Raw genomic sequence first — 23,703 nt, 5'->3', positions numbered from 1 at the left:
CCCGGCCGGCACCCGCAGGATCAGCGGCCCTCGACGACCACGTGGTCCGGGCGCCCGGTCCGCGCCCAGCTGACGACGTTGCCCGCCGCCTTGCGCCGCAGCTCCACCTCCGCCTCCTCGGAGTACCAGGCGACGTGCGGCGTGAGCAGCGCCCGCGGGTGGGCGAGCAGCGGGGAGCCGGCCGGCGGGGGTTCCGTGGGGAACACGTCGAGGCCCACACCGGCGAGCCGGCCGTCCTCCAGCGCCTGCAGGACGGCGTCGAGCTGCACCAGGCCGCCCCGGGCGGTGTTGACCAGGTAGGACCCCGCGGGCATCCGCCCCAGCAGGTCCGCACCCACCAGGCCCCGGGTGTCGGCGGTCAGCGGCAGGTGCAGCGTCACCGCGTCGCTGCGGGCGAAGAGCTCCGCCAGGCCGAGCCGCTCCACCCCGGCGGGCCAGGCGTCGTCGGGCAGGTGCGGGTCGTGGCCCACGACCGCGCCGAACCACGGCGCCGCGCCCGCCATGGTCGTCCGCCCGATCCGGCCGAGGCCGACCACCCCGAGGGTCAGGCCGTCGGGCCGCCGCAGCCGGCCGCCGAGCCGGTGGTCCCAGCGGCCGGCGTGGACCTGCCGGTCGTGCTCGGGGAGGTTGCGCAGCAGGGCCAGCAGCACCGCCACGGCGTGCAGGGCGACCTCGGTGGTCCCGTAGTCGGGCACGTTGCACACCCAGACGCCCCGGGCGCGGGCGGCGTCGGTGTCCACGACGTCCACCCCCACGCCGTACCGGCTCACCAGCCGCAGCCGGGGCAGCGCGTCGAGCACCTCGGCGGTGATCGGGGCGTACTGCACGAGGACGGCGTCCGCGTCCCGGGCGGCGTCGATGACCTCGGCCGGCGTCCGGCACCGGGCGGTGCGCAGCTCGTGCCCCGCGGCGGCCAGCACCTGCTCCTCGATGTCCAGGACCCCGTAGTCCGCGTCGGTGACCAGCACCCGCAGCCCGGGCCCGCTCACCGGACCGGGCCGGCCACGGCGCGCTCGGCCGCGGCCGCGGCGTCGAACGTCGGCGGGACGGGGCTCAGCGGGGGCCGCACGGTGCCCATCGGGTGCCCGTGCCGCTGCTCGGCGACCTTCTTGAGCACCCCGGCGGAGTCGTGCTGCTTGGTCATCGCGCGGACCTGCTGGAGGTGGGCGGACAGCGCCGCCGCCTCGGCGGACCGCCCGTCGCGGACGTGCCGGTAGAGGGCGACGACCTGCTCGGGGACGATGTTGGCCAGCGCGGAGATCGAGCCGTGCGCCGTCCCGAGCCGTCCGGGCAGGTCGTCCTCCGTGCCGACCAGGACGCCCTTCCCGGCCGCGTGGACCTCCTCGGCGTAGCCGGGCGCTCCCCCGGAGTCCTTCACGCCCCACACCGGCAGGCCGGTCACCAGGTCCGGCGGCAGGGGCACCGAGTACTTGGGGATGTGGTAGAGCACCACCGGGTGCCGCGTGGCGGCCAGCACCCGGTCGTAGAACCGCCGCAACCCGTCGGTCGACACCGGCTTGAAGTAGTACGGCGGCAGCACCATGACCGCCCGGACCGGCAGGTCGTCCAGGTGGGCCAGCAGGTCGAGGGTGTCCGGCAGGTTGCCCTCGGCGACCGTGGCGACGACGTGCAGCGAGCCGGCCACGGGGACCAGCGCGTCGAGCACGGCCTGCTTCTCCCGGGTTGCGACCGAGGGGCCCTCACCGTTGGTGCCGAACGGGATGACGCCGGTGACCCCCTGCCCAGCCAGCCACCCCACGTGCGCGAGGTAGGCGTCCACGTCGACGCTGTAGCGCTCGTCGTCGCGGAACGGCGTCACGTTGGCGACGTAGACGCCCTCGAGGACGCCGGCCGGGTCCTGCTGCTGCATCGTCATCTCCCGAGGTCGACGGTCCGGTCCAGGAACGCGGTGAGCTCGGCGCGGCTGGGCAGGCCCTCGTAGTCGCCGAGGTTCTGCACGCAGAACGCGCCCATGGCGTTGGCCGTGCGCAGGCGGCCCGCCGGGTCGAGCCCGTCCAGGGTCGCGGCGAGGTAGCCCGCGGCGAACGCGTCCCCCGCCCCGATCGGGTCCACCTGGCGGGCCGGGAACCCCGGCGAGGCCAGCCGCTCGCCGTCCACCACCGCCGCGCAGCCGCGCGCGCCGAGCTTGAGCACGACCTCGCCCGGGCCGGCGTCGGCGAGGCGGTCCAGGCAGGTGTCGTCGTCCCAGTCCCACAGCGCGCGCGCCTCCTCGTCCCCGACGAGCAGGACGTCGACGTGCGGCAGCAGCGCCTCGCTGGCGGCGCGGGCCGCCGCCGGCTCCCACAGCCGGCTGCGGTAGTTGACGTCGTAGCTGACCCGGACGCCGGCCGCCCGGGCGGTCCGCGCCGCCCAGGTCAGGAACTCGGCCGACTCCGGGGAGAGCGCCCCGGTGATCCCGGTGAGGTGCAGGAACGCCGCGCCGTCGAGCACCGCGGGGTCGAAGGCGCCCGGCGCCAGCGTCGAGGCCGCCGACCCGCTGCGGTAGTAGTAGACCCGCAGCGCGCCGGCCACCTCCTCCCGCAGGTAGAGGCCCGTCGGCCGGTCCGGGACCCGGCGCACGGCGGTGGTGTCCACCCCCTCGGCGCGCACCCGGTGCAGGACCAGCTCGCCGAGCTCGTCCTGCCCCAGGGCGCTGACCCAGCTGGCCGGGACGCCGAGCCGCGACAGCCCGATCGCCACGTTGCTCTCCGCCCCGCCGATCGACAGCGTCACCGAGGTGGCGTGCCGCAGCCGGCCCGGCGCCGGGGGGACGACGAGCACCATCGTCTCCCCGGCGGTGACCACCCGAGGCACGGAGGCGGGGGCCTCCCCCGGCTCAGCCACCGAAGAGGTTCTGCAGCTGCTGGTTGAAGGTGAGCACGGACAGGAAGCCGAACAGCAGGAAGGCCCAGACCAGGGCGGCGACCCGGCCGGCGCCCGGACGGATCTCCTTCGGCAGCGTCCGCCGGTTCACCAGGAGCAGCAGCGCCGAGTAGATGAACATCATCAGCCCGCCGGTGACCGCCGAGATGACCAGCAGGACCAGCGGCTGGCTGAGGCCGGACAGGATCACGACGACGCCGATCACGACCAGGCCCCAGACCAGCCCGAAGTAGATCTTGCTCTCGTTCGCGTCCTTGACGTAGGCGGTCTTCAGCACGTCGGCGCCGAGCCGGCTGGTGTAGTCGACGATCCCCAGCGCCGCCGCGAACAGCGAGAAGGCGCCGATGATCCAGAAGAAGGTGCCGAACCAGCCGCCGACGGTCGCGTTGAGCGCGTCCCCCTCCGCCTTCAGGAAGGAGATGTCGCTGGCCAGCCCCTCCTGACCGAACACGGTGGCGTAGGCCAGCAGCGAGGTGAACAGGATGGTGAGGAAGCTGATCGCCACGAAGGTGCTCAGCTGCTCGTAGTTGGCGAGCTTCCACCAGCGCCGCCACCGGCCCAGGTTCTCCGGGGTGGGCGCGAAGACGAAGCCGGTGGACGGCGCGGCCTCCGGGTGGCCGGTCACCGGGCTGACGATCCGCGGCACGTAGGCACCCATGCCGAACCGCTTGTCGCGGATCCAGTTGCTCTGGCACAGGTTCTGGCCGCCGCCGGCGCCGGCGAACGCCAGCGCGCCCATCAGCAGCGCGAACCCGAGCTCCTGGTAGGGCAGCCCGGCGTTGGTGATGATCTGCGGGGTGTCGGCCCAGGTCGACGCCCCGATCGCGGCGACCGAGGCGACCACGATCAGCAGCAGGACGGCGGCGACCTTGACCATCTCGATCTTCTCGAGGGCCTGGTAGACGACCGGCGCCATGGTCAGGATGACGCCGATCAGCAACAGGATGCCGATCGCGATCGGCGCCACGCTGCCGCCGACGAGGTAGGTGATCAGGGTCGCCGAGCTCGTCGCCCAGCCCGGCCAGATGTTGGCGAAGTAGGCGAGGATCGCGAAGACGAGACCCCAGTGCCGCCAGTACCGGCTGAACCCGGTGAGCGCGGTCTCCCCCGTGGCGAGCGTGTACCGCTCGATCTCCATGTTGAGGAAGTACTGGGTGGCCAGACCCACGAAGGCGGCCCAGACGAAGACCAGCCCGACCTGGGACGCGATGTAGGGGTAGAGGATGAACTCGCCGCTGGCCATGCCGACGCCGGCGGCGACGATCCCCGGCCCGATGACGTGCCGGAAGTTCGCCGGCGCGTCGGGCATGTCCCGCAGCTTCGGTGCTGCCAGGTGCTTGGTCGGGAAGAGGTCCACCACCGAGGACCCCGCGCCTCCCGGTTCACGGGTGCTGACCATCGTGCCTCCTTCTGTTCGACGTTCCTGTCGGGTGGGCGGTACGGGGTTGCGCGCGGTCCCGGCCGACCGGCGGGACGACCGGTCGGCCGGTCAGACGGAGACGTTGGGGTAGTCGCCCGAGGCGTGCGCCGTGAAGGCGACGTGCCGGTCGGAGAGGTCCTCGCTGCGTCGCACACCCAGCAGCTGTATCGACCGCTGGTACTCCTCGGCGAGGATCTCGTAGGCGCGCAGCACGCCGTCCTGGCCGCCGGCCATGAGCCCGTACAGGTAGGCCCGGCCGATCATGACCGCGTCCGCGCCCAGGGCCCGGGCGGCCACGACGTCCTGACCGTGCAGGACGCCACCGTCGATGAGCACCGGAGCCTGCTGCCCGACGGCCGACCGGATGGCGGGCAGCACGTCGAGCGTCGCCGCCGAGCGGTCGAGCTGGCGCCCGCCGTGGTTGGAGACCACCACGCCGTCGGCCCCGTGCTCCATGACCTCGCGGGCCGAGGCGGGAGTGGTGATGCCCTTGACGAGCAGGTCGCCGCGCCACCGCTTCCGCAGCCGGTCCAGCGATCCCAGGTCCAGGCCGGGGTCGAACATCATGCTGGCGACCTCGGCCGGGGTCGGGTTGCCCGGGACCCCGGAGAGCGAGGCGAACGTCATCCCGCCGGTGGTCAGCTTGTTGAACCACCACACCGGGAACTTCGACATGTTGAGCACGGTGCGCGCGGTCAGCGTCGGCGGGATCGTGAGGCCGTTGACGACGTCGCGCAGCCGCATCCCGGAAACCGTGGTGTCGACGGTGAGCAGGATCGTGGAGTAGCCGGCCGCCTCGGCGCGCGCCAGCAGGTCCTCGTTCACCTCGGGGTCGGCGGTGTAGTACAGCTGGAACCACAGGTCGCCGTCGGGAGATGCGGCCCGCACGTCCTCGATCGAGGTGGAGCCCACCGTCGACAGCGCGTACGGCACGCCGACGTGCTGGGCCACGGTGGCGACGGCGGCCTCGCCGTGGTGGTGCATCATCCGCGTGTAGCCGGTGGGCGCGAAGACCAGGGGCATGGCGATGCGCCGGCCCAGGAGCTCGACGCTCGTGTCGGGCTCGGCCACCGACCGCAGCGCGTCCGGTCGGAAGGTGACCCGGCGGTAGGCGGCGGAGTTCCGCGCCGCCGTGATCTCCTCCTCGGCCGCGCCGTCGACGTAGTCGAAGACCGCCCGGGGAGTCGTGCGGCGGGCCGCCTCGCGCAGGTCGCGGACCGACAGCGCGTTCTCCAGCCGTCGCGCTATGCGGCCCAGTCGTGGCCTCCTGAACTGCACGACCTCGCGGAGCTCCGACCACCTCGGCACCTGGCGCGTGGTCGGGACCGGCGGGAGCGGTGCCCTGTCCGTCATGCTCTCCCCTCTCATCGAGCGCCGGCCGCCCGGCCCGGGTCCGGCCGCACCAAGGCCACCGCCTCGGCGGTCAGCCGGCGGACGGTCGCGAAGTCCCCGGACCTGATCCGGTCGCGGGGCACCATCCAGGAGCCGCCGACCGCGACGACCGCGTCGGTGCACAGGTAGTCGGCCAGGTCCGCCGGCCCGATCCCGCCCGTCGGGACGAACCGCACGCCGGCGAACGGTGCCGCCAGCGCGGCGATGGCCCGCGCGCCGCCCGACGTGCCGGCCGGGAAGAACTTCACCGCCGTGAGGCCGAGCTCCAGGGCCGCCTGGACCTCGGTCGCCGTGACGGCGCCGGGCAGCGCGAGCACGCCGCGCTCGGCGCACCGTTCGACCACGGCCCGGCTCAGACCCGGGGAGACGACGTACCCGGCTCCGGCGGCGACGGCCTGGTCGACCTGGGCCGGAGTGAGGACGGTGCCGGCACCGAGCAGGAGGTCCCCCCGGTCGGCCATCGCCCGGATCGCGTCAGCCGCCGCCGGGGTGCGGAAGGTGACCTCGGCGACCGGCAGCCCTCCGGCCACGAGCGCGTCGGCCAGCGGTCCGGCGTCGGCCGCGTCGTCCAGGACCACGACCGGGACGAGGCGGGCCCGCTCGAGGGCGACCCGTGGGCCGTCGTCGGGTGCCGAGCTGCTCACTGTCCCCCCTGGCGACGGACGGGCGGTCGTGGAGTCGCTCGCCGCGTGCCGGACGACGACTGCCGGTGTCGACCTTGACGGCCCGTTCGAGCGGCGCTACGTTCCGGAATACGAAACGCTGTTCCGACTGAGTGAGCAGGGTAAGCGGCGTCACACCGGACCGTCAAGCACCGGTTGCCCCTCGGTCCCCTGCTCCGGACGCCCACCCCGGCAGGACGGGAGCGCGATGCCCGAGCCGTCAGCCACCGAGTCCGGGACGGCGGCCAGCAGCCCGGCCCCGGGGAGCACCGCGAAGGCGCTCGTCGTCCTGCAGGCCCTCGCCGAGGACGGCGGCGCAGTACAACTGGCCGAGCTGGCCCGTCGCTGCGGCATCTCCAAGCCGACGGCGCACCGGGTCCTCGCCGGGCTGCGTGCGCTGGCCTGGGTCCGCGCCCACGAGGGCGGGCGCTACTCCCTCGGGCCGCAGGCGCACGCCTTCGCCGCGATGGCGTCGCCCGGCACCTCCGTGGAGCACTCCCTCACCAGGCTCCGGAACGCGGTGGGGCACACCGTGCACGCCGGCGTCCTCGTCGAGGACCACGTCGTCTACACCCACAAGCTCGACGGCCACGACCAGTTCGTCATGCGGTCACGGGTCGGCGCGACGGCCCCGCTGCACTGCACGGGCATGGGCAAGGCGCTGTTGGCGCACCTGCCCGACGCCCAGGTGACGGCGGTCCTGGCGGCGGGACTGCCGCGCCGGACGCCGGGGACCCTCACCGAGCCCGCGGCCCTCCGGGCCGAGCTGCGCCTGATCCGGGAGCGCGGGTACGCGGTCGACGACGAGGAGAACGAGGAGCACATCCGCTGCCTGGCCGCGGTGGTGCCGGAGACCCTCGGGCACCCGCTGCGCGCGGTGAGCATCTCGACGGTCACCTTCCTCACCGACCGCGAGCGGCTGCTGGGCCACGTGCCCGCGCTGCTGCACTGCGCGCGGTCGCTGGCGACGTCCTGAGCCGCTCCCGACCGGGTCTGCGCTCGCGGCTCCCCCACGGCCTAGCCTCGGGCGCGTGGGGTTCACCGTTCCCGACGCGCACCTGCTCGCCCTGCACGCACACCAGGGGCAGGTCGACGAGCGGGGCCGTGACCACTACCTCGCGCAGCTGCGGCCGGTCGCCGAGGCCCTGCGCCGCTACGGCCCGGACGCGGAGATGGCCGGCGCCCTCCGGGACGTCGTCGAGGACACCCGCGACCACCCCGACCCCACCCGCCGCTACGACCTCGACCGGCTCCGCGCCCTCGGCGTCCCCGAGGTCGTCGTCGAGGCGGTCGACGCGGTCACCCGGCGCCCGGGCGAGCCCTACATCGCCGGCCTGATCCGCCGGTGCGCCGCCCACCCGCTGGGCCGCCTGGTGATGCTGGCCGACAACGCGCACCACCTCGCCGCCAGCGCCGAGCTGGCCCGGGTCGCCCCCGAGAAGGCACGCAGCCTGCGCGAGGGCCGCTACCGCCCGGCCCGCCGGATCCTGCTCGCCGCCGAGGCCGCCGACACCCGTTCCGGACGCCGCGTCCTCGTCTGACCCCCGGCAGCCGCCTCCGCGGCCTCCCCGTCAGCGGGCCCGAGCCGCCAGGTCCCCGACGTCGCCGCCCTCGGTCCACGGTCCCTGCCGACCGTCACGGGACAGCCCCCGACCTGCTGCTGCGCTCAGCGGTGGAAGAACAGCCTGATGGCGGTGCCCGCGGGGTGGGAGTCGACCGCCGCGTCGTCGGCCAGGCTCCACGCCAGCCACATCCCCCGGGCGCCGTCGGGTCCGTCGGGAGGCGGGACGTAGCCGAGGGTCTCGTCGGGGAGGCCGGGTCCGGAATCGGCGACCTCGACGACGAGCCGGTCCCCGTCGGTCCAGGACGACACCTCGGCGAAGGCGGCCACGCGCAGCGCGTTGACCACCAGCTCGTGGGCGGCCTGGACGACCTCGCCCGCGCGCGCCGGCCACCAGTCGAGCGCCGCCGCGGACACGGCCCGGCGCGCCTCCCGCGGCGTGGTCAGCGCCGCGACGGTGGCCCGCGCCGGCCGCGGGGACCAGGCCGGGTGAACCGACCGGAGGAACCGCTCCGGGTCCTCGTACGCCGGCTCCGGGACCGGTGCGGAGCCACCCCAGGTCAGCGGGTGCGTGCGCGCCACCGCGTCGAGGACCGACGCCGGCAGCCGGCGCCGGTCGTGCAGGCACAGGCTGTAGTACGGCAGGGAGGCGTAGCAGCGGTTGGCGACGGCCTCGAACCGGCTCCACTCCTGCCCGTCGTCGCGGGCCAGCCAGGTCGGCTCGGCGGCGAGCCGCCAGTGGGGCGCCACGGCGTGCAGGGCCCGGAGGTCCCGGTCGTAGGCGTGCAGCGTGCGGTGCCCGCCCTGCCACCAGGTGTCCGCGGCGGTGAACGCCGCCAGCCGACCCACGTCCCGGCCCAGCTCCTGCGCGAGCAGCGTCCGGACCCGCTCGCCGGCGACCACGAGCACCGGCTCCCCGCGGGACAGCCCCTCCACCGCGAACGGGACCACCCGCTCGACGAGCTCCTGGTCGGTGCCGAACGCGAAGCCCTCGTGGGCGAGGCCCGTGCCGTCCCAGTCGCCGGTCGCGCGGACTCCGCTCACGCCGGCACCGTGCCCCCACCGCTCAAGCCGAACAGTCCCAGACAGCGGGCGGCCACCCGCGGGACCCGCACCAGCCGCAGCTGCACGCCCGATCCGCGCAGCACGTCGGCAGCCCGGGCCAGGGCGCGGGCGCCCGCCACGTCGAGGAACCGGAGGTCCGAGAGGTCGAGCACGACCTCCCCGGGGGTGCCGCCGGCGACGTCGACCAGTGCACGGAACAGGCCGCCGGCCTGGGTGACGTCGACCTCGCCGTGCAGCGACAGCGACGGGCTCCGCCCGGACAGGTGGGCGAGGGGCTCCTGCTCACCGGAGTGCTGGTCGGGGTGCAGCAGGGCGACCGGGCCGAGGACCTCCGCCCCCAGCGACGCGTCGTAGAGGCACAGCGCGGTCATCGGGACGGCGCCCATCATGGCGTCGGCCAGCTGCTCGTAGACGTGCAGCTGGCGCCGCGCGTCGGGCTCCGGGCGGGCCAGCGGGGTGACGTCGGCGGCGACCCGGAGGCCGGTGCGGCCGCGCTCCAGGGCCTTCCCGACCAGGCTCCGGTAGGCCGCCACCTGCTCGGTCGGGAGGAGCGTGCCGCCGGAGGCGTACACCCCGGCAGTGCTCTGCACCTTCAGCTGCCCGCTGGCGAGCAGGTCGTCCCGTCCCGGCAGCGGCGCGAGGATCCGCAGCAGCTCCGGTTGCGACGACCCGATGAGCAGCAGCTGCTCGCCGCGCCGTCGCCCCTCGTCGAGGAAGGGCAGGACGGCGGCCGAGAAGTCCGCTGCGTCGGCGAACGTCCAGCAGACGTGGTCGCCGGGGCGCAACCCCGTGGGCGCCTCCAGCTTCCGCAGGGCCGTCACCCCGGCGACGCTACCGCCGCGTCCGCGCTCGTGCGAGGGAGCCTGCGGGCCCGAGGGACCAGGACCAGTGGTCGGCCGATCGCCTGCCGCCCCCACCCCAGGGCACGAGGCCCGGTGGCCGGGACGGTCGGCCCCCAGCAGGTCAGGAAGCGAGGGGCTGGACGTCTCGGGTGCAGAACATGCAGACCGAGGCGTCCACCGGGATGAAGCTCCTGCAGTGGTCGCACTCCCTGCTGCCCTGGGCACCGGCCGTCTCCCGGCCGGTCGCCCGGCGGATCGCCTGCACGAGCAACATGATCGTCAGCGCCAGGAGCAGGAAGGAGACCAGCGCGGTCAGGAAGGAGCCGTAGCGGATCTGCGCGCCGTTCACCGTCAGTACCAGGACGTCGAAGTTCGGCGCCCCGAAGATCGCCGCCACCAGCGGCAGGATGACGTCGCCGACCAGCGACTCGACCACCGCCGCGAAGGCGGCTCCGATCGCCAGACCGACGGCCAGGTCGACGAGGCTGCCCGAGAAGGCGAAGTTGCGGAAGTTGGTGAGCAGCGTACGCACGAGTCCTCCAGCCCGGCCGACGGCCGCAGCCTAGGGCCCGCGGACGGCGGCCGCAGGTCCGGCGCGGATCGGGAGCGACCACGGAGCAGGCGACCGCCCAGTGGTGACGGTCGCGGAGCTACCCGACTCGCGGGATCGGGGGCTACGGTCGATGAACGTGTGACCGAGCTCACAACGGAGGCACCGTGACGACCCAGCCGACGACCCCGCCCCGCCCGCGCTCATCCGGCCGGCCCCGCCCCACAGCCCACGTCCGGCCCGCGCCGGAGGAACCCGGAGCGCCGACTCCCGTCGAGGGTGGTGAGCCGGTCGGGCTCCCCTCCCCGCGGGGCATGGCCCAGGGGCTGGTCGCGACCTTCACCCAGCCCGGGCCGGTGGCGCGGGAGGCCGTCCGGCTCGCGCGGGACACCCTGCGCATCGTCCGCGGCACCGACGAGATCGCGCCCGCGCCGAAGGACAAGCGGTTCGCCGACCCGGCCTGGACGCTGCACCCGGGCTACCGCCGGCTCGCCCAGTCCTACGTCGCGGCAGCGGCGTCCCTCGACCGCCTGGTGGCGGACTTCGAGGCCGGCGGCGCCGACTGGCGCGAGGTCGAGCAGGTGCGCTTCGTGCTCAACGCGCTCACCAGCGCTGCGGCGCCCACGAACACCCTGCTGGGCAACCCGGCCGCGCTCAAGCGGGCGTTCGACACCGCCGGCGTCAGCGTCGTCCGCGGGCTCCGGAACGCGCTCCACGACCTCGTGCGCAACGGCGGGCTGCCCCGCCAGGTGGATCGCAGCGCCTTCACCGTGGGCGAGGACCTCGGCATCACCCCTGGCGCCGTCGTGCACCGGGACGAGGTCATCGAGGTCATCCAGTACGCCCCGTCGACGCCGCGCGTCCGGCAGCGGCCCCTGGTCATCGTGCCCCCGCCCATCGGGCGCTTCTACTTCCTCGACCTGCGCCCGGGTCGCAGCCTCGTCGAGTACGCGGTCAGCCGGGGCCTGCAGGTCTTCATGATCAGCTGGCGCAACCCCACGCGGGAGCAGTCCGAGTGGGGCCTCGACGAGTACGCGCAGGGCGTCGTCACCGCCGTCGACGTGGCGCGCGAGGTCACCGGCTCCCCCGACGTCACCACCCTGGGCCTGTGCGCCGGCGGCCAGATCATGACGACGGCGCTGAACCACCTGGCCGCGACCGGCGACGACCGGGTGCACGCCGCGGGCTACGCGGTGACCCTGCTCGACTTCTCCAGCCAGGCCCCGCTCGGCGCCTTCTCCGGGCCGCGGATGCTGGAGGTCGCCCGGCGCAACTCCCGCCGGCGCGGCGTCATCAGCGCCCGGCAGATGGGGTCGATGTTCACCTGGATGCGCCCGGACGACCTGATCTTCAACTACCTGGTGCAGCAGTGGCTGATGGGCGAGGACCCGCCCGCGTTCGACATCCTCGCCTGGAACGCGGACGGGACGAACCTGCCCGCCCGGTTGCACGAGCAGTTCCTCGACATCTTCGGGAACAACGCTCTGGTCAAGCCGGGGGCGCTGCGAGTGCTGGGGACGCCGGTCCACCTGAGCCGGATCACCCTCCCCACGTTCGTCACCGGTGCGCTCACCGACCACATCACCCCGTGGCACGGCTGCTACCGGACCACCCAGCTGCTGTCGGGGCCGAGCACCTTCGTGCTCAGCCACAGCGGCCACATCCAGAGCCTGGTCAACCCCCCGGGCAACCCCCGCGCGAAGTACTGGACCGGCGGGGAACCCGGTCCGGACCCGCACGCCTGGCGCGCGGCGGCCGAGGAGCACACCGGCAGCTGGTGGGAGCCGTGGTCGGAGTGGGCGATCGAGCGCTCCGGCGACGAGGTGCCCGCACCGGAGTCGCCGGGCAGCGCGCAGCACCCGGTGCTGGAACCGGCCCCCGGCTCCTACGTCCGGGACCGCGTCCCCGCCCCGGCCTAGGACGACTCCCGCCCGGCGGCGCACGCCGAACGCCCCGTCGGCGCCCTCATCGGTGTGCTCCGCGCCTGCCCGTCGGGCGCCTCCCGGCGGCGCGGGTCGCCCGGCGGAACGGCCCGGCGTCCGGTGGTGTCGAGAAGGCCTCGTCGGCTCCGTCCCTGGTGTGAGGCGGCCGAGACGGGCCGCACCGTACGAGGGAGATCCCATGGCCAGGTACCTGCTGCTCAAGCACTACCGGGGCGCACCGGCGGCGGTGAACGACGTGCCGATGGACCGGTGGACGCCGGCGGAGATCGACGCCCACATGGCGTACATGCAGGACTTCGCGGAGCGGCTGAGCGAATCCGGCGAGTTCGTCGACGGACAGGCGCTCGCGCCCGAGGGTGCGTTCGTCCGGTTCGACGGCGAGGGGCGGCCGCCGGTCACCGACGGTCCGTTCCCGGAGACCAAGGACCTGATCGCCGGCTGGTACGCCATCGACGTCGACTCCTGGGACCGCGCCGTCGAGCTGGCCGGGGAGCTGTCTGCCGCTCCCGGAGCCGGCGGGGAGCCGATCCACGAGTGGCTCGAGGTCCGGCCCTTCCTCAGCTTCCCGCCCAGCGACACCAAGTGACCGGCCGGGCCGGGGCGCCGGTGTGGACGAGGCGAGGCTGCGGGAGCTGATCCCCGAGGTGATCGGCGTCCTCGGCCGGCGCGGAGCGGACTTTGCGTCGGCCGAGGACGCCGTCCAGGACGCGCTCGTCAAGGCCATCGCGACGTGGCCGAGGGACCCACCGCGGGACGCCAAGGGATGGCTGGTCACGGTGTCGTGGCGCAAGTACCTCGACCTGTGCCGGTCCGAGCACGCCCGCCACGGTCGCGAGGTCGCCGTCGACCTGGAGCCGCCGCAGGGACCCGTGACCGAGGTCGACGACACCCTGCGCCTGTACTTCCTGTGCGCGCACCCGTCGTTGACGCCGAGCTCGGCAGTGGCGCTCACGCTGCGCGCCGTCGGCGGGCTCACCACCCGGCAGATCGCCGAGGCCTACCTCGTGCCCGAGCCGACGATGGCCCAGCGGATCAGCCGGGCCAAGCGGCGCGTCGCGGAGGTGTCGCTGGACCGGCCGGGCGATCTGCCGACGGTGCTGCGGGTGCTCTACCTGATCTACAACGAGGGCCACTCCGGCGAGGTCGACCTCGCCACCGAGGCGGTCCGGGCGACCCGGCAGCTGGCTTCGGCGGCCGACGACCCCGAGGTCGCCGGCCTGCTCGCGCTGATGCTGGTGCACCACGCGCGCCGCGCCGCGCGCACCGACTCCGCCGGCCGGCTGGTCCCGCTCGCCGAGCAGGACCGGTCCCGGTGGGACACCGCGCTGATCGCCGAGGGCGTGCAGGTCCTGCAGGCCGCGCTCGCCCGGGACCGGCTCGGCGAGTACCAGGCCCAGGCGGCGATCGCCGCCCTGCACGCCGACGCGCGGCGGTTCGAGGAGACGGACTGGGTGCAGATCGTGGAGTGGTACGACGAGCTGGTGGCCCTCACCGGCTCCGCCGTGGCCCGGCTCAACCGCTCCGTGGCGGTCGGGGAGGCGGACGGCGCGCCGGCGGGGCTCGCCGCCCTGACCGAGGTCGACCCGAGCCTGCCCCGCCACACCGCGGCCTCGGCGTACCTGCACGAGAAGGCCGGTCGGCTCGCGGAGGCGGCGGACCTCTACGTCGCGGCGGCGCGGGCCGCGTCGAACCTGGCCGAGCGCGACCACCTCACCCGGCAGGCCGCACGACTGAGGCAGGGAGGAGTCGTCGACGGATCGACCTGACCGGACACCTAGGGATCTGCGAGCCACGCCAGCAAGCGGCCCCGCGACCAGCAGCGGCCGATGGCCTCGGCGTGCAGCGCCGACCGGTCGAGCACCGCCAGGCCGATGGTGCTGTGGCCGGAGGCGCGGCGGTCACCGAGCGTCGGGATCGCCGGCGCGACTCCGACTCCCTCCGCCGACACCCACGCCACCACCCGGCCGGCCGCCGCGTCGCCGACGCGGTGCAGGAAGCGCAGGCGGCTCTCGAGCGGGAGGTGCGACAGCGCCCACGTCGTGGTGACGACGGGCAGGGCGTCCGCGGGCACACGCGCGAAGGCGTCGGGCAGGACGTCGACGGCGTCCCCTCGCAGCAGCAGCGGAGGGGCCGTCGCCGCCAGCGCCATCGCCGCGTCCAGACTCGCGAGCCGCTCCGGTAGACCCGGCCACACGCAGGCGCGCAACCACCGGGCGTCATCGGTGTCGGTCACGTCGACCGGATCGGGGTCGACGCCGACGCGGGCGACGACCTCGGGTACCGCCCGCGTCGGGACGGGCCGGCCTCCGACGATCGAGGACGACAGCTGCACGGGAGAGGACGGGTCGCCCAGGTGCTGTCCGTTGCTGTACGTGATGCCGACGCGATCGACGTGGAGGTCGAGCCCGGCCGAACAGCCCACGTCGATCAACCCGACCGCATCCGCGCCCACCCGGCGCGCCGCCTCGGCGACGGCCGGGTACAGCACGGCGCAGCGTCCGGTATCGAAGGTCTGCGGCTGCCGGCGCACGGCGATGGCCACGACCGAGTCGGTCATCCGCAGCAGCGTGTCGATCGCCGCGTGGGCGGCAGCGTCGCCGTCCGCAGCGGCGTAGGCCGCGGCGAGCGCCGGGACGCGTCCGGCGAGGGCGAGGTCGTGCAGCGCGGCGAGGACCACCGGAGGGTGCCGCTTGCGCGCCGGCGCCGCCTCGATGGCGCGCAGCGCCTCGTCGGACTCACTCAGGGCGACGGCGACGCGCTCGTACAGCGGCGAGGTCCCGGCGGCGTCGACCTCACCGAAGTGCCGATACACCTGGGCGAGCGTGCGGGCCCTACCCACGGGGACGGCGCCTCCTCGACTCGGGGGTCTCGACGATGCCGGCCATGGGAGCGACGACCCCCGACCCTCCGGAGCCTCGACCGACCCGCCGGCTGCTGCCGCTCCCTCCACAGCCGGCGAGCGCTCCGACCCGACAGGACACTAGGGGCCGCCGGGCTCCCGCGCGACGAGCGCCCGCAGCTCCTCGACCATCACCTCGGGGTACTGCAGCGGCACGAAGTGGGTGCCGGCGAGCGTGCGCAGCCGGGCGTCCGGCACCGTCCGTGCCGCCGCCCGCACGTCGGCCAGGTCGACGAGCGTGTCGTACCGGCCGGCCACGAAGGCGACCGGGCAGCGCACCGGCGCGACGTCCAGCGGCGCGTGCTCCGCGACGGCCAGGGCCAGGTGCCGGTACCAGCGCCAGTCGTGGCGGGAGAACTCGTGCAGCACCGCGTACAGCGCGGCCGGGTGGGCGGCCTCCCGCGCCGGGCCGCGGACCCCCTCTGCCGTCAGCAGCTCGTGCAACGGCGGCAGGCTGGCCACGAGGACCGGCAGCAGCGGGCCGACGACCGGCAGCAGCCGGCTGCTCAGCCGACCCGCGGGGGTCCGGAGCCGCCGCGGCACGCCGAAGGGGGCGAACATCGCGGAGAAGCTCCCGCCGGGCACGCCGGCGACGGCGAGCAGCGACCGGACGCGGGAGGACTGCTCGAGCGCGAGCTCGAAGGCCACGTTGACCCCCAGCGACCAGCCGATGACCGTCGCCGAAGGCATGCCGTAGGCGTCGAGGACCGCGCGGGCGTCGTCCGCGTGGTCCTCGACGCGCACCCGGCTCCGGTCGGCCGGCCGCTCGGAGCCGGCCAGGCCGCGGTGGGCCCAGGAGACCACCCGGAACCCGCTGTCCCGGCCGGTGATGAGCGGCCAGGCCGCGGTCGGCGCCCCGAGCCCGTTGCAGAGCAGCACCGGGTCGCCGTCCCCGTCGTTGCTCCAGGCGCGCAGCCGCGTTCCGTCCGCGCCGCGGACCGTGCGGGTGCTCAGGTAAAGGCCTCCCGCATCCCCTCCGAGGCCGACTCGGACGGCGTCTCGTCGGCCGGCGCCGGGGCGGGCATCTCGCCGTGCTCGTGCGGCTGGGACGTCGTCTGGACGGCGACCACCGCCGGGTCGACCCGCATCACCGCGTACCCCGCCACGGCGCCCGCACCGAACCCGGGCGCGAAGACCCGCACCGGCTCGGTGATCACCCCGTCGCGCACCGCGTCGTGGATGGCCAGCGGGATGCTGGCCGACGAGGTGTTGCCGACCTGCTCGATGTTGAAGTACAGCTGGTCGGCGGTCAGCCCGGCGCGCTCGGCCAGCCCGATCACCATCGTCTTGTTCGCCTGGTGCGGCACGATCAGGTCGATGGCGTCCATCAGCGACCCGTCCCGGCCGTCGGGTGCCGGCAGCTTGCCCAGCTCGTCGATCATCTGCGAGAGGTAGCGGCCGGCCAGCGCCTTCACCTGCGGGCCGAACACGGTGATGTTGTTGTCGAACTCGGGGTTCGGCCAGAGGATCGAGTTGACCTCGCTGGCCGGGCCGCTGGCGTAGGTCTTCATGTAGTCGATGTCGCCGTCGGTGCCCTCGGGTGCCGGCCCCACCACCAGCGCGGCCGCCCCGTCGCCGAAGATCATCCGCGAGGTGCGGACGTTGCCGATCTTGTCGGAGAACTTCTCGACGCAGACGACGAGGACCGGCCGCTCGACCTCCTGCAGCATCCGGACGGCGTCGGCGACGCCGTAGGGCATCCCGGCGCAGGCGGCGATGATGTCGTAGGCCGCGTACACCTGGTGCATCCCGAGCTGCCCGCACAGGTAGGTGGCCAGCGACGGGATCAGCCGGGAGCTGGTGCAGGTGCAGACCAGGACGCCGCCGATCTCCTCCGGCTGCCGCCCGGCCTTGTCCAGCGCTGCCTCGGCGGCCTGCAGGGCCAGCTCCTCCAGTGGCAGCGAGCTGTACTCGCGCTGCTCGATGCCGGTCTTGGAGGAGATCTCGTCGGCGCTCATCGGCGACCAGTTGTAAGCGGTGTTGCGGATCAGGTCGTCGTTGCTGCAGACCTGGTCACCGTGCACCGCGGCCAGCGCCTCGATCCGCGGCTGCACCGAGAACCGCTGCCGCACGTCGAGCTCGGGGTAGGGCCGCACCGGCGGCCGGGACTCGCGGGGCCCGGCGACGTGCCGGGGCCCGGTGCCGGCGCGCAGCCGGCGCAGGAAGGCGCGCACCTCCTTGTCCCGCGGGTGGAAGGCGACCACCCAGTCGTCGTCCCGGAGCTGGTCGACCGAGGCCAGTTCCACCTGCGACCGCTCCCACGGGTACTGGTTGTGCAGCACCATCGCCCAGCGGTGCAGCGCCTCGAGCTCGGGGACGTCCTCGGAGACGTCGAGGATGTCGGTGTAGTCGTAGACCGGGTAGTCCGGGTCGTAGTGCGGCAGCCGGAAGGTGAGGTTGCCCGGCTGCTCGAGGAACTCCGCGACCGTGGGCTTGACCGCCGGCAGCGTGGACGCGTGGTGCCGGCGGTTGGCGAAGACGTCGAAGAGGATGTCGAAGATGCGGTCCTCGCAGCCCTCGTTCCACTTCGACGGCAGCTGCGGATAGGCCTCCTGGACCCCGGTGACCTTGGCCTCGCCCTCCTCCCAGGGCTCCAGGACGGGCAGGAAGACGTCGGACCGCGTCCGCGGGAGGTCGGCCCAGCGGGTCGGCCGCTTGTCGTACATGGTGATCGAGAAGCGGTTGGCCCAGAATAGGTTCAGGGCGAGGTCCCGCATCAGGTCGTAGCGGGTGGCGTAGGCCCCGGTGCGCACCCGCTCGAGGATCTCGGTGCCACTGGGGGCCTTGGTCTCGAAGTCCCGGCGGATGACGCTGTCGAGCTGTTCGAGCGTCTCCATGGTGGAGAAGTCCAGCTCGGGCATGATGTTCGAGGGGAACACCATGCGGCCGTGCTGGTTCAGGACGAACGCGTTCACGAGAGTCCTCTCTGTGGGCTGGTCAGGTCGTGGCCGCGCGGTCCATGCCGCGCTCGACGGCGGCGATGAGGCGAGGCCGTAGCTCGGCGGCGGGGATGATGGCGTGTACCGAGCCCGTCCGGCGGGCGCGCTCGATGTCGTGGACCGCCTCGAACTCGGCGGCCACCTCGCCGAGCTTCTCGGAGCGGACGGCGCTGCGGAGGGTCGCCAGCTGCGACCGGAGGTGGGCCTGCTCGACGGCGTCGGCCGCGGCGATGGCGGCCTCCAGTTCCTTCACCCTGGGGTCGGCCGCGGTGCGCTTGTCGACCTCGCGGGCGAACACCACCGCGGCGGCCGGCGCGCCGCCGATCACCGAGGCGTAGGAGCCCTCGACGGCGAGGACCTCCATGTTGTCGTTGAGGACGCCGGAGAAGACGACGAAGGCGCCGCCGTGGTAGCGGGAGACGACGCAGAAGACGATCGGGCCGTCGAAGTTGGTGATCGCCCGGCCGATCTCCGCGCCGTACTCCAGCTGGATGTTGCGCAGGGACTCCGGTGACCCGTCGAAGCCGGAGAGGTTGGCCAGCACCACCAGCGGCCGGTTGCCGCTGGCCGCGTTGATGGCGCGGGCGGTCTTCTTCGACGAGCGCGGGAACAGCGTCCCCGCCGTCCACTGGTCGGGCCCGTCGGCGGGGTGGCTACCGCGCCGCGGGATCGGCCGGGACTCCACGCCCAGGACGGTCACCGGGTGCCCGCCGAGGTGGGCGTCGAGGACGACGGAGGTGTCGGCGTCGGCCATGCCGGCCCACCGCTCGAGCACCGGGTGGTCCTGGTCGGTGACCGCGCGCATGACGGTGCGGATGTCGAAGGCCTTCTTGCGCTCGGGGTTGGCCTCCGCCGAGAAGACGTCGCCGACGGTGGTGAACTCGCTGTCCGGGTGCGTGTGCGGGAAGGAGCGCACATCCCGGTCGCGCGGGTCGGAGGTCTGCGCAGGCCGCGGCCAGCGCTCCCCCGGCGCCCGGTAGGCGTGGTCGTAGTGCCGGAAGAGCACGTCCAGCGCCCCGTTGAGGTCCGGCGCCCAGTACTGCGCCTGGCCGTTGGGCCCCATGACCCGGTCGTAGCCGCCGATGCCGAAGTTGTCCTCGGCCGACACCCCGCCGGAGTAGTCCAGCGAGTGCTTGCCGGTGAGCACCATCGCGCTGTCCGGGGTCATGACCAGGATGCCCTTGGTGTGCATGAGCATCGTGGCCTCGGCGTTCCAGTACGGCTGGGCGCCGACGTTGATCCCGGTGACGACGACGTTGATCTCGCGGCCGGCCTGGGTGAACTCGATGATCCGGCGCAGCGCGCGCGACACCCAGTCCATGTTCTCCGTGCCGCTGTCCATCGAGATGCGCGCGCCCGACGAGAGCGCGAACCACTCGACCGGGATGTCCCGTTCCTCGGCGAGGTCCAGGGCGGCCACGACCCGCGCGCACTCGGGCTCCGCCACGGTGCCCAGCGCCTTGGTCGGGTCGCCGAACAGGGCCACCCGGGTCATGCCCTCCGGGTAGCGCGGCGTCGGCGTGGTCACCAGGCCGACGACGATCCCGGCCTTGTTCTGCCCGGGCGGGCGCTCGACGGGCGCGAGCCGGCCGTCGGCGTCCAGGTCGTGCTCGACGAACGAGCCGTCCGACCCGGCCAGCAGCGGCGCCAGCTCGTACGGGTAGGGGGCGCCGCGGGCCCGGGAGCTGAGCACCTTGGCGGTGTAGTCGTCCAGGACCCTGAGCGGCTCGGTCGGGCGGTCGGTGACCCGCATCTGCACCCCGGTGCCCGGGCGGGCGGAGAAGCGCAGCGCCACGTCGCGCGGCGGGCCGCCCTCCTCCGGCAGCCGGGCCAGCAGCACGATCTGGTCCAGGCCGGCGCCGTAGGTCAGGGGGGCGGCGGTGCGCGCGAACTCGGCCACCTCGGCCAGCGGCACCTCGATCGACGGCCAGGCGTAGAGGTGGATGCGGTTGTTCTCCAGCGGCCGCCGGGACCGCCGCAGCGACTGCGCCCGCCGCAGGCCGTCCAGGCAGGAGGTGAGCTGCCGCTCGATGGTCGGGAACCCGACGACCGCGCCGTGCTCGTCGCGGACCGGGGTCAGGTCGCGGACCTCGGCCATGGCGATGAACCGCTCGTCGTTCGGGTTCTCCTTCGCCGTGATGTGCAGCAGGTAGGTGTCCTCGGGGGACGGCACGCGCTCGCCGTCGAACTCCTTGAACCGCCAGATGTCCAGCCGCTGTGCGGTGAGCGGGTGCAGGCCGCGGATGACACGCTCCTCGGCGAGCCCCGTGGCCGGGCCGCTCCTCCCTGTCGGGCTCTGTGCCCGGTCCGGCGTCGGCCGGAAGGTGATCGTCTCGACCTCGCCGTCCGGGGTGCAGACCGTGACGGTCACCCGGCGGCCGGTCCGCAGCGCCGGCACGCCCTCGAGCTGCCCGCGCAGCCGCTCGGAGACCTCGTCGTCGTCCGCGGGGCGGTCCGGCCAGTTCAGGTAGAGGTCGACGACCACCTGCGTCGGGTCGGCGACGTCGGCCAGCGCGCCGGCCACCGACCCCAGCGCCTCCGGCAGCCGCGCGTGGTCGGTCATCAGCGCCAGCAGGTGCAGCCGGTTGCCGTGCAGGTCGAACTCCGCGGTGACGCAGGTGTCCCCGTCGAGCAGCGTCGAGCGCACGTCCTCCAGGCTGCGGCTGCGGTAGTAGCGGCGGGTGAGCACCTCGAGGACCGGGTCGGGGACGGACGTCGCGCGGTCGAAGCGCTGCGCCAGCAGCCGCACCAGCGGCTCGGGGCTGGCGACCAGCGCTTCCATCCGCCGGATGCTCTCTGCGGTGTCGCCGCGCGCGCCGGCCTCGTCGAGCTCGTCGAGCAGCCGCGCGGCCCGGTCGAGGACCTCCTGCCGGGCCGCCCGGACGACGGGCTCCTCGAAGTGCCGGTAGCGCACCGCGCGGGCCATGTCGCCGACCGACGGGTAGCGCAGCTGGGTGGCGACGACCAGCCGGTCGAGCACCTCCCCCACCTCCGCGCGCGCCGGGCCCTCGGGCAGCTGGTCGGCGGTCAGCCAGCGGTCCAGCAGCGCCGAGACGGCCGGCAGCTGCTCGGCGACGCGCTGCTGGGCGAGGAAGATCCGGTGCACCGCCTCGGTCAGCGCCGCGCTCGGCTCGAGGTCCTCGATCCCGTAGTGGGCCAGTGCCCGCCGCAGCCGGGCCCGGAAGGCCTCCGGCAGCCCCTCGCGCTCCACGTCGAGGGACCGCAGGTAGGCCTGGAAGTACTCCCGCGGGCTGTGGACCTGGGTCTCGGCCTCCTCCTCCGCGCTGGCCGGGCGGTTGCGGGAGAGCTCGGAGATGTCGGCGAAGGTGACCAGGACGTCGAGCTCGGCGTGCAGCAGCTGGGCGTCGTCGGCGGGCAGCTCGTCGCGGGCGGTGGCGTACTCGGCGACCAGCCGCTTGGCGTGCCGGCCGCTGACGTCGTAGCCGGTGACCAGCGCCCGCAACGCGGCGAGCCGGTCCAGCGCTCGCGCCCGCGGGTCGCCGTCCGGTGTCTCGTCGGCGTCGGGCAGGGTCACCCGCTCGCCGGTCGCCTCCTCGACGTCGCCGCCGGTCCGCTCCAGGGTCAGCAGCGGCGCGCCGGCGTCGACCTGGCTGTTCACCGCGGCCCGGACCTCGCGGACCCGGCCGGCGAACGGCGCCCGCACCGCCGTCTCCATCTTCATGCTCTCGAGGACGGCGATCGGCTGGCCGGCCTCCACCTCGTCGCCCACCCCCGCGCGGACGGCGACGACCACGGCAGGCGCAGGTGCGCGGACCACGCCGCCGACGTCGCGGCTCACTCGGTGAGTCTCCCCGTCGACCTCCACCAGGGAGGACCCAGGTGCCTGGGCGGCGACCACGGAGTACCGCCGTCCGCCGATGCTGAGCCGGCTCTCCAGTGGGCCCAGCCGGTCGACCTCGACGTCGACGACCCGGCCGTCGAGGCCGACCCGGTACCGGTCGCGGTCCACGGTGGCGACGGTCAGCCGGTACACCTGGCCGCGCATGCCGAGCTCGATGGTGCGGCCGACCTCGTGCGGTGCCCGTGGCCGGCCGCCGCGCGCCGACGCGAGGAAGGCCAGCCGCTCCTGCTCCTCCTCGGCCTCGGCCAGGTCGACGGCGACCTGCACGAGCGCCACCCACGCGGTCTCGGACGCCCGGGGCGCGCCGACGCTGCCGGCGCGGTCCAGCCACCCGGTGTCGGCGGTGCCGGACACCACCTCGGGGCGGTCGAGCAGGTCGAGCAGGAAGGACTTGGTCGTGGTGCCGCCGCGCAGGACGACGGTGGTCTCCTGCAGGGCGCAGCGCAGCCGGGCGAGGGCCTCGGAGCGGTCGCGGCCCCACCCGATCACCTTGGCGATCATCGAGTCGTACTGCGGCGGGATGACGTCGCCGACGCTGATCCCGGTGTCCACCCGGACGCCCGGCCCGGTCGGCAGCCGCAGCAGCTCCACCCGGCCGGGCGCCGGGGCGAACCCTTGCTCGGCGTCCTCGGCGGTCAGCCGCGCCTCCACCGCGTGCCCGTTGGCCTCCGGCGGCCGGCCCTCCAGCCGGCCGCCGGCGGCCACGTGCAGCTGCAGCTTCACCAGGTCCAGCCCGGTGGTCAGCTCGGTCACCGGGTGCTCGACCTGCAGCCGCGTGTTGACCTCGAGGAACGTGGTGAGCTGCTCCTCCGGCTGGTAGAGGAACTCCACGGTGCCCGCGCCGACGTAGCCGGCGGCGCGGACGAGCGCGACGGCGGACTCGCGCAGGGCGGCGTCCTGCTCGCCGGTCAGCGCCGGTGAGCTGGACTCCTCGATGACCTTCTGGTTGCGCCGCTGCACCGAGCAGTCGCGCACGCCGGGTGCCCAGACCGTGCCGTGCTGGTCGGCGATCACCTGGACCTCGACGTGCCGCCCGCCCTCGACCAGCCGCTCCATGAACACGATCGGGTCGCCGAAGCTCTTCTCCGCCTCGGAGCGGGTGCGGGTCAGGGCCTCCTCGAGCTCGTCCGGCGAACGGACGACGCGGATCCCGCGGCCGCCGCCGCCGCTGCGGGCCTTGACGATGAGCGGGTAGCCGATGACGTCGGCGTGCCGCCGGCCGTCGTCCAGGCTCTCGACCGGGCCATGGCTCCACGGAGCGACGGGGACGCCAACCTTCTCGGCGAGGACCTTGGCCTCGATCTTGGCGCCGAGCAGGCGCATCGCCTCGGGCGGCGGCCCGACGAAGGTCACGCCGAGGTCGGCGCACAGCTCGGCGAAGGCGGGGTCCTCCGCGACGAAGCCCCAGCCGACCCAGGCCGCGTCGGCACCGCTGACGCGCAGGGCCCGGGCCAGCTCGGCGTGGTCGAGGTACGGCGAGCCGCCCCCGCTGTCGTCCAGCAGCACCGCCTCGTCGGCGGCGCGCACGAACGTCGCCCGGCGCTCGGCCTCGGTGTGCAGGGCGACGACGCGGGTCCGCGTGCCGTGCTCGGCGTTGAGCTCTCGCACCGCACGGATGAGCCGGAGCGCCGGCTCCCCACGGTTGACGACGGCGATGCGGTCGAACACCCGTACACCTCTTCCTC

Annotated in this window: 18 protein-coding genes; 5 read left to right on the top strand and 13 right to left on the bottom strand. The window is 74.4% G+C overall.

Going from position 1 to position 23,703, the window contains the following annotated elements; genetic code table 11:
* Nucleotides 1-20: 20 nt before the first annotated feature.
* From GOBS_RS11940 to eda, 6 genes are all read right to left on the bottom strand, one after another.
* Nucleotides 21-989 (bottom strand): C-terminal binding protein, encoded by a 969-nt coding sequence (locus tag GOBS_RS11940; protein WP_012948546.1) that lies wholly within the window; start codon nucleotides 987-989, stop codon nucleotides 21-23.
* Entirely contained in the window at nucleotides 986-1,870 is an 885-nt protein-coding gene (locus tag GOBS_RS11935; protein WP_012948545.1) for a dihydrodipicolinate synthase family protein, read from the bottom strand. Before GOBS_RS11935 ends, GOBS_RS11940 begins: the two co-directional genes overlap by 4 nt.
* A gap of 2 nt (nucleotides 1,871-1,872) precedes the next feature.
* A complete protein-coding gene (locus tag GOBS_RS11930; RefSeq protein ID WP_012948544.1) occupies nucleotides 1,873-2,844 on the bottom strand; it encodes a sugar kinase in 972 nt (323 codons plus the stop codon).
* Nucleotides 2,837-4,282 carry an Nramp family divalent metal transporter gene (locus GOBS_RS11925; protein WP_012948543.1) on the bottom strand — a complete coding sequence of 482 codons (1,446 nt, stop codon included), beginning with the start codon at nucleotides 4,280-4,282 and terminating at the stop codon, nucleotides 2,837-2,839. Before GOBS_RS11925 ends, GOBS_RS11930 begins: the two co-directional genes overlap by 8 nt.
* Before the next feature lie 90 nt (nucleotides 4,283-4,372).
* On the bottom strand, nucleotides 4,373-5,656 hold the full coding sequence (locus tag GOBS_RS11920) for an alpha-hydroxy acid oxidase (protein WP_012948542.1): 1,284 nt from the start codon (nucleotides 5,654-5,656) through the stop codon (nucleotides 4,373-4,375).
* Nucleotides 5,657-5,667: 11 nt separating this feature from the next.
* Nucleotides 5,668-6,339, bottom strand: coding sequence for a bifunctional 4-hydroxy-2-oxoglutarate aldolase/2-dehydro-3-deoxy-phosphogluconate aldolase (gene eda / locus GOBS_RS11915; RefSeq protein ID WP_012948541.1), 672 nt, complete (start codon nucleotides 6,337-6,339; stop codon nucleotides 5,668-5,670).
* 226 nt (nucleotides 6,340-6,565) lie between these two features.
* Here eda and GOBS_RS11910 point away from each other — a divergent pair, with 226 nt between their 5' ends.
* Nucleotides 6,566-7,333: an IclR family transcriptional regulator gene (locus tag GOBS_RS11910; protein ID WP_012948540.1), complete on the top strand. Its 768-nt coding sequence runs from the start codon at nucleotides 6,566-6,568 to the stop codon at nucleotides 7,331-7,333.
* 55 nt (nucleotides 7,334-7,388) lie between these two features.
* Entirely contained in the window at nucleotides 7,389-7,898 is a 510-nt protein-coding gene (locus tag GOBS_RS11905; RefSeq protein ID WP_012948539.1) for a hypothetical protein, read from the top strand.
* Between the two features lie 125 nt (nucleotides 7,899-8,023).
* Here the strand turns inward: GOBS_RS11905 and GOBS_RS11900 are convergent, their stop codons facing one another.
* From GOBS_RS11900 to mscL, 3 genes are all read right to left on the bottom strand, one after another.
* The gene (locus GOBS_RS11900; protein WP_012948538.1) at nucleotides 8,024-8,962 is read right to left on the bottom strand and encodes a sensor histidine kinase; all 939 of its coding nucleotides are present in this window, start codon (nucleotides 8,960-8,962) and stop codon (nucleotides 8,024-8,026) included.
* On the bottom strand, nucleotides 8,959-9,804 hold the full coding sequence (locus tag GOBS_RS11895; RefSeq protein ID WP_012948537.1) for an MEDS domain-containing protein: 846 nt from the start codon (nucleotides 9,802-9,804) through the stop codon (nucleotides 8,959-8,961). The genes GOBS_RS11900 and GOBS_RS11895 overlap by 4 nt, the downstream gene beginning before the upstream one ends.
* A gap of 142 nt (nucleotides 9,805-9,946) precedes the next feature.
* The gene (gene mscL, locus GOBS_RS11890) at nucleotides 9,947-10,357 is read right to left on the bottom strand and encodes a large conductance mechanosensitive channel protein MscL (protein WP_012948536.1); all 411 of its coding nucleotides are present in this window, start codon (nucleotides 10,355-10,357) and stop codon (nucleotides 9,947-9,949) included.
* A gap of 332 nt (nucleotides 10,358-10,689) precedes the next feature.
* On the opposite strand from mscL, the gene GOBS_RS11885 reads away from it, so the two are divergent.
* The 3 genes from GOBS_RS11885 to GOBS_RS11875 all read left to right on the top strand — a co-directional run bounded on the left by GOBS_RS11885 (nucleotide 10,690) and on the right by GOBS_RS11875 (nucleotide 14,084).
* The gene (locus GOBS_RS11885) at nucleotides 10,690-12,294 is read left to right on the top strand and encodes a PHA/PHB synthase family protein (protein ID WP_166487360.1); all 1,605 of its coding nucleotides are present in this window, start codon (nucleotides 10,690-10,692) and stop codon (nucleotides 12,292-12,294) included.
* Nucleotides 12,295-12,496: 202 nt separating this feature from the next.
* Nucleotides 12,497-12,904, top strand: a complete 408-nt coding sequence (locus GOBS_RS11880; protein WP_012948534.1) for a YciI family protein — start codon at nucleotides 12,497-12,499, stop codon at nucleotides 12,902-12,904.
* A 22-nt stretch (nucleotides 12,905-12,926) separates the two neighbouring features.
* Complete coding sequence (locus GOBS_RS11875; protein ID WP_012948533.1) at nucleotides 12,927-14,084, top strand: RNA polymerase sigma factor; 1,158 nt, start codon at nucleotides 12,927-12,929, stop codon at nucleotides 14,082-14,084.
* An 8-nt stretch (nucleotides 14,085-14,092) separates the two neighbouring features.
* Here the strand turns inward: GOBS_RS11875 and GOBS_RS11870 are convergent, their stop codons facing one another.
* The 4 genes from GOBS_RS11870 to GOBS_RS11855 all read right to left on the bottom strand — a co-directional run bounded on the left by GOBS_RS11870 (nucleotide 14,093) and on the right by GOBS_RS11855 (nucleotide 23,686).
* Entirely contained in the window at nucleotides 14,093-15,157 is a 1,065-nt protein-coding gene (locus GOBS_RS11870; RefSeq protein WP_012948532.1) for a DUF2332 domain-containing protein, read from the bottom strand.
* 141 nt (nucleotides 15,158-15,298) lie between these two features.
* On the bottom strand, nucleotides 15,299-16,096 hold the full coding sequence (locus GOBS_RS11865; RefSeq protein ID WP_243697704.1) for an alpha/beta fold hydrolase: 798 nt from the start codon (nucleotides 16,094-16,096) through the stop codon (nucleotides 15,299-15,301).
* A gap of 71 nt (nucleotides 16,097-16,167) precedes the next feature.
* Nucleotides 16,168-18,132, bottom strand: a complete 1,965-nt coding sequence (locus tag GOBS_RS11860; RefSeq protein WP_012948530.1) for a 3-oxoacyl-ACP synthase III family protein — start codon at nucleotides 18,130-18,132, stop codon at nucleotides 16,168-16,170.
* 22 nt (nucleotides 18,133-18,154) lie between these two features.
* Nucleotides 18,155-23,686 (bottom strand): ATP-binding protein, encoded by a 5,532-nt coding sequence (locus GOBS_RS11855; protein ID WP_012948529.1) that lies wholly within the window; start codon nucleotides 23,684-23,686, stop codon nucleotides 18,155-18,157.
* Nucleotides 23,687-23,703: the final 17 nt, after the last annotated feature.

The organism is Geodermatophilus obscurus DSM 43160 (assembly GCF_000025345.1).
GTDB lineage: Bacteria > Actinomycetota > Actinomycetes > Mycobacteriales > Geodermatophilaceae > Geodermatophilus > Geodermatophilus obscurus.
Note: the sequence above shows the minus strand (reverse complement) of the source record. Positions and strands in the feature narration are given on the sequence as shown.

Bases quoted from the DNA above. Each gene is read 5' to 3' on its own strand.
- GOBS_RS11885 (WP_166487360.1), top strand. From the start codon at position 10,690: ATGGCCCAGGGGCTGGTCGCGACCTTCACCCAGCCCGGGCCGGTGGCG.
- GOBS_RS11925 (WP_012948543.1), bottom strand. From the start codon at position 4,282: ATGGTCAGCACCCGTGAACCGGGAGGCGCGGGGTCCTCGGTGGTGGAC.
- GOBS_RS11880 (WP_012948534.1), top strand. From the start codon at position 12,497: ATGGCCAGGTACCTGCTGCTCAAGCACTACCGGGGCGCACCGGCGGCG.
- GOBS_RS11910 (WP_012948540.1), top strand. From the start codon at position 6,566: ATGCCCGAGCCGTCAGCCACCGAGTCCGGGACGGCGGCCAGCAGCCCG.
- GOBS_RS11935 (WP_012948545.1), bottom strand. From the start codon at position 1,870: ATGCAGCAGCAGGACCCGGCCGGCGTCCTCGAGGGCGTCTACGTCGCC.
- GOBS_RS11920 (WP_012948542.1), bottom strand. From the start codon at position 5,656: ATGACGGACAGGGCACCGCTCCCGCCGGTCCCGACCACGCGCCAGGTG.